This is a genomic window from Burkholderia sp. Ax-1720, from assembly GCF_011753035.1.
Taxonomy (GTDB): Bacteria; Pseudomonadota; Gammaproteobacteria; order Burkholderiales; family Burkholderiaceae; genus Burkholderia; species Burkholderia gladioli.
In genome coordinates this window covers 1-6,906 of record NZ_VWWK01000264.1, presented here as the reverse complement: position 1 = coordinate 6,906, position 6,906 = coordinate 1, and the positions used below count along the sequence as shown (strand labels likewise).

Sequence of the window (6,906 nt, the reverse complement as noted above, 5' to 3'; positions counted from 1 at the left end):
CGCCCATGCCCTGCGCTGCCTCGGCCGCCACCAGCACGCGGCAACCGACGATCGCCAGCCGCTCGGCCAGCACCTCGGCGCCGGGCCGCACCACGGCGATCACCTCGGGCATCACGGCGCGCAGCCGCCGGGCGGCGGCCACCGCCACCGGCGTGCCGTCGGGCAGGGCGGCCAGCAGCTTGCTGTCCTGCCCGCTGGGGTCGAAGCGGGTGCCGAGGCCGGCGGCGAGCAGCACGCCGACCACGGGGGAGGAGTGAACGTCAGACATGAGCGAAACCGGAAACAGGGAAGCCGTGACGGCGATTGTGCCGATTCCGCCGCGGCTTCGCACGGATCAAAAAACGATGATGGAAAACGATGGCCGCCGCGGGCCCTCAGCCGCGCGCCTCGGCATCCTTCGCGTAGCGCGCCAGGAACATGTCCGCCGCCGATTCCGCCAGCGCTCGCCGCGCCTCGCCGGCGATGGCCGGCTGCCCCATCGCCACCTGCGGCCAGAACGCGAAGGACTTCACCAGCCCCTGCAACTGCTGCCCGGCGAAGCCGGGATCCGCCACCGACAGCCGCCCGTCGGCGCTTGCCGCGCGGATCCAGATGCCCAGGTCCTCCTCGCGTTCGCCCAGGCGCGCCACCATGTCCCGTGCCCGCTCGGGCGAATGCATCGCGGCCGCCATCGCGACGCGCACCAGCGACAGGAAGGTGTCGTCGGCGAGCAGCCGCAGCTTGCGCATCAGCAGCTCGACCAATTGCCCGCGCAGCGGCTCGCCGGCGCGATAGGCGAGCGCCTCGCCGCCGCGCGTGGCGTCCCAGAGCCGTTCCAGGATCGCCAGGAACAGCGCGTCCTTGCTCGGGAAATGGTTGTAGACGGTGCGCTTCGAGACCTGCGCGCTGGCGGCGATGCGGTCCATGCTGGTCGCGTCGTAGCCGGCCGAGAGGAATTCGTCGATCGCCGCGCTGACGATCGCGGCCCGTTTCCGGTCGGTCAGGCGGGTGGGGGTGGGGTTGGCGTCCATGGGCGAATTTTACACTTGTCGGTTTACTTTTCTCGAAAACAAACTACACTAGCGAGTCTACTTTTCGTTCTCCGGACGGATTCACCATGATTTCGCTTCCCGACTGGTTCAGCCGCAAGCTGGGCATCGCCGCCGCGCAACGCGGGCGCGCGCTGTCCACCGCTTCGCCGCAGCACGACGGCGAGCGCTTCCGCAATGTGCGGCCGCGTCCGTCCGAGGGTTTCGGCAAGACCTTGTCGATTGCCTGGAACGTGCTGTTCAACAAGCCGCGCGGCACCCAGCCGGGCGCCGCGCTGCCGGTCGATGCGCTCACGCGCGCCGAGCTGGACGCCGCGCCCGATCGCAGCCTCTACCGGCTCGGCCATTCGACCCTGCTGCTCAAGCTGCGCGGCGGCTTCTGGCTGACCGACCCGGTGTTCGGCGAGCGCGCCTCGCCGTTCAAGCGGGTCGGGCCGAAGCGCTTCCACGCGCCGCCGATCGCGCTGGCGGACCTGCCGCCGCTGGCCGGCGTGATCCTCTCGCACGACCACTACGACCACCTCGACCGCGAGACGGTGCTGGCGCTGGCCGATCGCACCGCGATCTTCCTGACGCCGCTGGGCGTGGGCGACCGCCTGATCGAATGGGGCATCGACGCGGCCAGGGTGCGCCAGTTCGACTGGTGGCAGGGCACCGAGATCGACGGCATCAGCTTCACGGCCACGCCCGCGCAGCATTTCTCGGGGCGCAGCCTGTTCGACGGCAACAGCACGCTGTGGGCCTCGTGGACCATCATCGACGCGGAGCTGCGGATCTTCTTCAGCGGCGATACCGGTTATTTCGACGGCTTCCGCGAGATCGGCGAGCGCTTCGGGCCGTTCGACGTCACGATGCTCGAGACCGGCGCCTACGACGCGCAATGGCCCTATGTCCACATGCAGCCGGAGCATACCGTGCAGGCCCACCAGGACCTGCGCGGGCGCTGGCTGGTGCCGGTCCACAACGGCACCTTCGACCTGGCCATGCATCGCTGGCAGGATCCGTTCGAGCGCGTGTTCGGCCTGGCGGCCGCGCAGGGCATCGCGCTGGCCACGCCGCGCATGGGCGAGCGGCTCGACCTGGCCGCGCCGCATCGAGGCGAGCGCTGGTGGCGCGGCGTCGCCGACACGGCGGCCGAGCCGGCGACGCGCGCGCGCCGCTGGCGCTGCCGCGGCGAGCAGGCACCGGAAACCTGAAGCGGGTCGGTTGATCAGAAGCCCGAAGTATCGAGGCCGCCGTCGTTCCTGTCGCGACGGCGGCTTCGTTTTTATGCGCCGTCGCGGCCGCGCTCAGCGCTCCTCGTCCCGATAACGCTTGCGATACTCGGCCGGCGTCACGCCCACGTGCTTGACGAAGGCGCGGCGCAGCACGTCGGCATTCGCGAAGCCGCACTTGGCGGCCACCTGCTTGGGCGCGTCGCCGGCCGTCTCGATCAGGGCGCGCGCCGCGTTCACGCGCGCCAGCTCGACCCAGGCGGCCGGCGTCACGCCCACCTCGGCATGGAACAGCCGCGCGAAGTGGCGCGGGCTCAGGCCGGCGCGCCCGGCCAGGCTCGTCACGCTGTGATCGAGTTCCGGCTGCGTGGCCACCCAGCGCTGCACGTCCTGCAGCACCGAGCGCCCGGCCGGCGCGGTGGCGCCGTTGCGGCTGAACTGCAACTGCCCGCCGGGGCGCTTGAAGAACATCACCAACTGGCTCGCCACGCGCATCGCGATCTCGCGGCCCAGATCCTCCTCCACCAGGGCCAGCGCCAGGTCGAGCCCGGCCGTCACGCCGGCCGCGGTGCGCAGCCGGCCGTCGCGCACGTAGAGCGCATCGGCTTCCACCGTCGCGCTCGGGCAGCGCTCGGCCAGCGCCTCGACCGAGGCCCAGTGCGTGGTGGCGCGCCGGCCGTCGAGCAGGCCCGCCTCGGCCAGCACCAGCGCGCCGGTGCAGACCGAGCCGAAGCGCTTGCAGCGGCGCGGCACCGCGCGCAGCCAGTCGAGCGTCGCGACCGGCACGCCGCCGGCGCCGATGCCCGGCGCGCCCGCCACCAGCAGCGTGTGGATCTCGGGCAGCGCCTCGCCGACCACGCCGTCGGGCACCAGGCGCGCGCCCGATGAACTGACCAGGTGGCCCGGCTCGCAGGCCAGCACCAGCATCCGGTAGGCGGCCTTGCCGGCTTCCACGTTGGCCTGCGCGAACACGTCCAGCGGCCCGCTGACGTCCAGCAACTGCACGCCCGGCACGGCCAGGATCGCGATGGTCTTGCTCATTCGGGTTCCCCTTGGCGGCGCCGTCCGCATTCCGCGCGATTTGGCAGAAAATGACGTGACACGCCGATTGATGACAATCCTAGCACGCGGGAGAATCAATCCCGAAGTCCTCACACGGAGAAGATCATGAGCGTCGATATCGGTGGCATCCGCGTTCCCGACAGCCAGCTTGCGCGGGAGATCACGGAATTCGTTCGGGATACCGAAAGTCCCCTGTTGTTCCATCATTCCAGCCGCGTGTTCTATTTCGGCGCGCTTGCCGGTCGCGATCGCGGCCTGAAGTTCGATCCGGAATTGCTCTATGCCGGCGCGATGTTCCATGACGTCGGCCTGATGCCCTCGCACAGCAGCGCGCACGAGCGCTTCGAGGTGGACGGCGCCAACGCGGCGCGCGAGTTCCTGCGCCAGCGCGGCATCGAACAGCACGACATCGACCTGGTGTGGACCGCGATCGCGCTGCACACCACGCCCGGCATTCCGCAGCACATGCATCCGGTGATCTCGCTGGTGACGGCCGGCGTGGAGATGGACGTGCTGGGCCTGACCTACCACGAGTACCACGAGCACGAGCGCGAGGCGGTCACGCACCTGCACCCGCGCCCGGAGCACTTCAAGGAAGACATCATCCAGGCCTTCTACGACGGGATCCGCCACAAGCCCGAGACGACCTTCGGCAACGTCAAGGCCGACGTGATCGCCGACAAGGAGCCGCATTTCCATGCCGGCAACTTCTGCTCGGTGATCCGCTGCTCGGCCTGGCGCGGTTGAGCGCGCCAGGCGCGTGGCGGCATGGCTCGAGCGGTGACGCGAAGCGCGTCACCGCAGCAGGGCGTGGACCGCGCGAGGCGTGACGGGGGGCGTCGCGTCTCGCGTGGAGCGGGCGCGGGGCCCGGCGCGGCGTGGGGGAGACCAGGCCGCGCCAGGCGTTCCGCGCCCGCGCCGCGCACCTTGCGCGCCGGAGATGCCCGCCATCCCGGCCGAAAGCTTTCGATTGGTTTTCGATGCGCAACAGCGTGTCATTTGATTTCAAAAAGAAAAACGAAAAAATTAAAGTTGGGGAAGCCGGCGCCGTAATCGCGGCAGGGCATGCCGTCCCGCGGGATGGCACGTGCCCGCCGATATTTCGCCCGCCGTGCCCGGGGGGCGGCCAGAACAGGAGACCCCACCGTGAGCAGCGTGCAGCACAGCGTCCGTTTCAAAATCGTGATGGCCATGACGGCCTGCGTGCTGATCATCGCGCTGGTCGGGGTGTTCGGCACCCTCACCATCTCGCGGCTGGAGAAGATGGTCAGCGACGAGTACACCACCACCGTCAAGCCGATCCGCACGCTCGGCGAGATCCGCGCCGGCCTGATCGACGTGCGCCTGCAGATGCGCCGCATGCAGGTGATGCGCGAGGGGGAGGGCAACCGCAAGTCGCTCGATTCGATCCAGCGCACCGTGAGCCGGATCGCCAAGATCTGGCCGAACTACTATCCCGGCGCGATCAACTCCGACAAGGAGCGTGAGCTGGCCGACGGGCTCAATGCCGCGATGCCCCAGTTCCGCCAGGCCACCGCGCAGGTGGTGGAGGCGTTCGCCGCGGGCAACTACGACGGCGCGACCCAGTTGATCGACGCGCAGAACGACGCGACCAACGAGATGCTCGAACGCATCAAGGCCGATATCGACCTGAACGACCAGCAGGCCGCGCAGTTCGCGGCCGACGGCGCGGCCAGCGCGCGCAACGCGCTGGTGATGGCGATCGTGCTGGTGGCGGCGGGGCTGCTGGTGGCGGTCGGCGCCTCGGTCTACCTGCTGCGCACCATCATGCGGCCGCTGGGCAGCGCGATCGCGGTGGCCAACACGATCGCCGACGGCCGGCTGGAAGTGCGCATCGACGACAGCTTCCGCGGCGAGTTCGGCGAACTGATGCACGCGCTGCGCGTGATGGACACGCAACTGGCGCAGACCGTGCGACGCATCCAGTCGAGCACCGGCTCGGTGTCGCTGGCGGCCCGGGAGATCGCCACCGGCAATCTCGACCTGTCCTCGCGCACCGAGGAACAGGCCGCCTCGCTGGAGGAAACCGCCTCCAGCATGACCGAGCTGACCGAGACGGTGAAGCAGAACGCCGACAACGCGCGCCAGGCCAACGGCCTGGCCACCAACGCCTCGAGCCTGGCCGACGACAACAATCACGCGATGCGCGAGATGGTCGACACGATCCTGCAGATCAGCGGCAGCTCGGGCAAGATTTCCGAGATCACCGGCACCATCGAGGGCATCGCGTTCCAGACCAACATCCTCGCGCTCAACGCGGCGGTCGAGGCGGCGCGCGCCGGCGAGCAGGGCCGCGGTTTCGCGGTGGTGGCCAGCGAGGTGCGCACGCTCGCGCAGCGCTCGGCGGCGGCCGCCAAGGAGATCAAGGAACTGATCGCCTCCTCGGTGACGCTGATCGAGGGCGGCGCGGGGCAGGCCAATGCCGTCAGCGAGAAGATGGGCCGCGTGCGCGAGGCGATCCGGCGTGTCTCGGACATCGTCGCGGAAATCTCGGCCGCGTCCGACGAACAGGCGCGCGGCATCGAGCAGATCAACCAGGCCGTCACGCAGATGGATGCCGTCACGCAGCAGAACGCCGCGCTGGTCGAGCAGGCTGCGGCGGCCGCGCAGTCGCTCGACGAACAGTCGGCGGTGCTCAACGATGCCGTGTCGGTGTTCCGCCTGACGGGCAACGGCGCGGCCGCCCATGCGCCGCGCGCGCCGGAGCGGGCCAGGCGCGGTGTCGAGCTGGCCACGGCCTGAGGTCGGGACGGCTTGAAGGAAGGCGATTCGCCCCGGGCGTGCCAGGCACGGCCCGCGGCGCGGATCGCGAGGGATGACGCCAGGCGGCGTGTCGTGCGTCATGGCACGACACGCCGCCTTGTCCTTGGCTAATGCCGTCGCGCCAGCTTGAGGCGCGCCGTTTCGTGCAGCTCGGCCGGCAGGCTGTCCTCGTAGACGAACTCGCCGCCCACCAGGGCCGCCACCGCCGCGCCGTCGCGCAGCAGCACGCGGTTGCCGGCCAGCGCCGGCACCTTGCGGCCCGGCAGCAGGGTGCCGGCCAGATTGAGCGGATCGGCGCCGCTCACCACGATCCATTGCCCGTCGGCGGGCTGGCGGCGAATCTCGCGCAGCACCGGGATCGCCTCGGGCAGCGCGAACTGCTCGCCCGCCAGTCCCGCCACGAAGCGCCCGCCGCGGATCTCGCCGCGCGCCTCCAGGCGCTGGTAGACGCGCAGCAGCTCGCGCCACGGCGGCAGCCACGCCGCCTCGCGTTCGAGCAGGCGCCAGAACACCACGCCGTAGCGGCGCAGCAGGGTCCAGGCCAGATGCTCGAGCGTCTCGCGCGAACGCGCGGCCGGCGCGGCTTGCGTGGCGAGGTCGTTGCGATGGGCCGCGCTCGCGGCGCCAGCGCCGGCGTTGTCGCCGTGCGCGTGATTGCTGTCGTTGTCGTTGCCATCGGCGGGTGCCGGCTGCACGCGCACCGGCCGTCGCACCAGCGACCAGCGCCCCGCGTCGTCCATGCCGCCGATCAGCGCGCCGCCGCGTCGCGTGCGCGGCGCGTAATGAGCGCTGCGCTTGACGGCCGGCCGCAGCAGCGC

The 6,906-nt window shown here is 70.6% G+C and carries 7 protein-coding genes and 1 pseudogene; 3 read left to right on the top strand and 5 right to left on the bottom strand.

All coding sequences use genetic code 11. The features are described 5' to 3' along the window. Together F3J18_RS34645 and F3J18_RS34640 are read right to left on the bottom strand one after the other, a co-directional pair. A partial coding sequence (locus F3J18_RS34645) for an NTP transferase domain-containing protein (protein ID WP_166916619.1) occupies positions 1-268 on the bottom strand: 268 nt, incomplete at its 3' end. A 106-nt stretch (positions 269-374) separates the two neighbouring features. Further along, on the bottom strand, positions 375-1,010 hold the full coding sequence (locus F3J18_RS34640; protein WP_166916618.1) for a TetR/AcrR family transcriptional regulator: 636 nt from the start codon (positions 1,008-1,010) through the stop codon (positions 375-377). Positions 1,011-1,096: 86 nt separating this feature from the next. Here F3J18_RS34640 and F3J18_RS34635 point away from each other — a divergent pair, with 86 nt between their 5' ends. Continuing rightward, a complete protein-coding gene (locus F3J18_RS34635; protein ID WP_166916616.1) occupies positions 1,097-2,224 on the top strand; it encodes an MBL fold metallo-hydrolase in 1,128 nt (375 codons plus the stop codon). Between the two features lie 93 nt (positions 2,225-2,317). Here the strand turns inward: F3J18_RS34635 and F3J18_RS34630 are convergent, their stop codons facing one another. Next, entirely contained in the window at positions 2,318-3,283 is a 966-nt protein-coding gene (locus tag F3J18_RS34630) for a GlxA family transcriptional regulator (protein WP_036035133.1), read from the bottom strand. A gap of 126 nt (positions 3,284-3,409) precedes the next feature. Here F3J18_RS34630 and F3J18_RS34625 point away from each other — a divergent pair, with 126 nt between their 5' ends. Continuing rightward, positions 3,410-4,051 carry an HD domain-containing protein gene (locus F3J18_RS34625; protein WP_166916614.1) on the top strand — a complete coding sequence of 214 codons (642 nt, stop codon included), beginning with the start codon at positions 3,410-3,412 and terminating at the stop codon, positions 4,049-4,051. Positions 4,052-4,299: 248 nt separating this feature from the next. On the opposite strand, the gene F3J18_RS34620 is transcribed toward F3J18_RS34625, so the two are convergent. Then, complete coding sequence (locus F3J18_RS34620; protein WP_166916610.1) at positions 4,300-4,497, bottom strand: hypothetical protein; 198 nt, start codon at positions 4,495-4,497, stop codon at positions 4,300-4,302. Between F3J18_RS34620 and F3J18_RS34615 the strand changes: the two genes are divergently transcribed. Beyond that, complete coding sequence (locus F3J18_RS34615) at positions 4,496-6,067, top strand: methyl-accepting chemotaxis protein (protein WP_240154820.1); 1,572 nt, start codon at positions 4,496-4,498, stop codon at positions 6,065-6,067. The two genes, F3J18_RS34620 and F3J18_RS34615, sit on opposite strands and share 2 nt — an antisense overlap. A 128-nt stretch (positions 6,068-6,195) precedes the next feature. Here F3J18_RS34615 and F3J18_RS34610 read toward each other — a convergent pair. Further along, a pseudogene (locus F3J18_RS34610) lies at positions 6,196-6,906 on the bottom strand (ATP-dependent DNA helicase); the annotation flags it as partial.

Bases quoted from the DNA above. Each gene is read 5' to 3' on its own strand.
- F3J18_RS34640 (WP_166916618.1), bottom strand. From the start codon at position 1,010: ATGGACGCCAACCCCACCCCCACCCGCCTGACCGACCGGAAACGGGCC.
- F3J18_RS34635 (WP_166916616.1), top strand. From the start codon at position 1,097: ATGATTTCGCTTCCCGACTGGTTCAGCCGCAAGCTGGGCATCGCCGCC.
- F3J18_RS34630 (WP_036035133.1), bottom strand. From the start codon at position 3,283: ATGAGCAAGACCATCGCGATCCTGGCCGTGCCGGGCGTGCAGTTGCTG.
- F3J18_RS34625 (WP_166916614.1), top strand. From the start codon at position 3,410: ATGAGCGTCGATATCGGTGGCATCCGCGTTCCCGACAGCCAGCTTGCG.
- F3J18_RS34615 (WP_240154820.1), top strand. From the start codon at position 4,496: ATGACGGCCTGCGTGCTGATCATCGCGCTGGTCGGGGTGTTCGGCACC.
- F3J18_RS34620 (WP_166916610.1), bottom strand. From the start codon at position 4,497: ATGGCCATCACGATTTTGAAACGGACGCTGTGCTGCACGCTGCTCACG.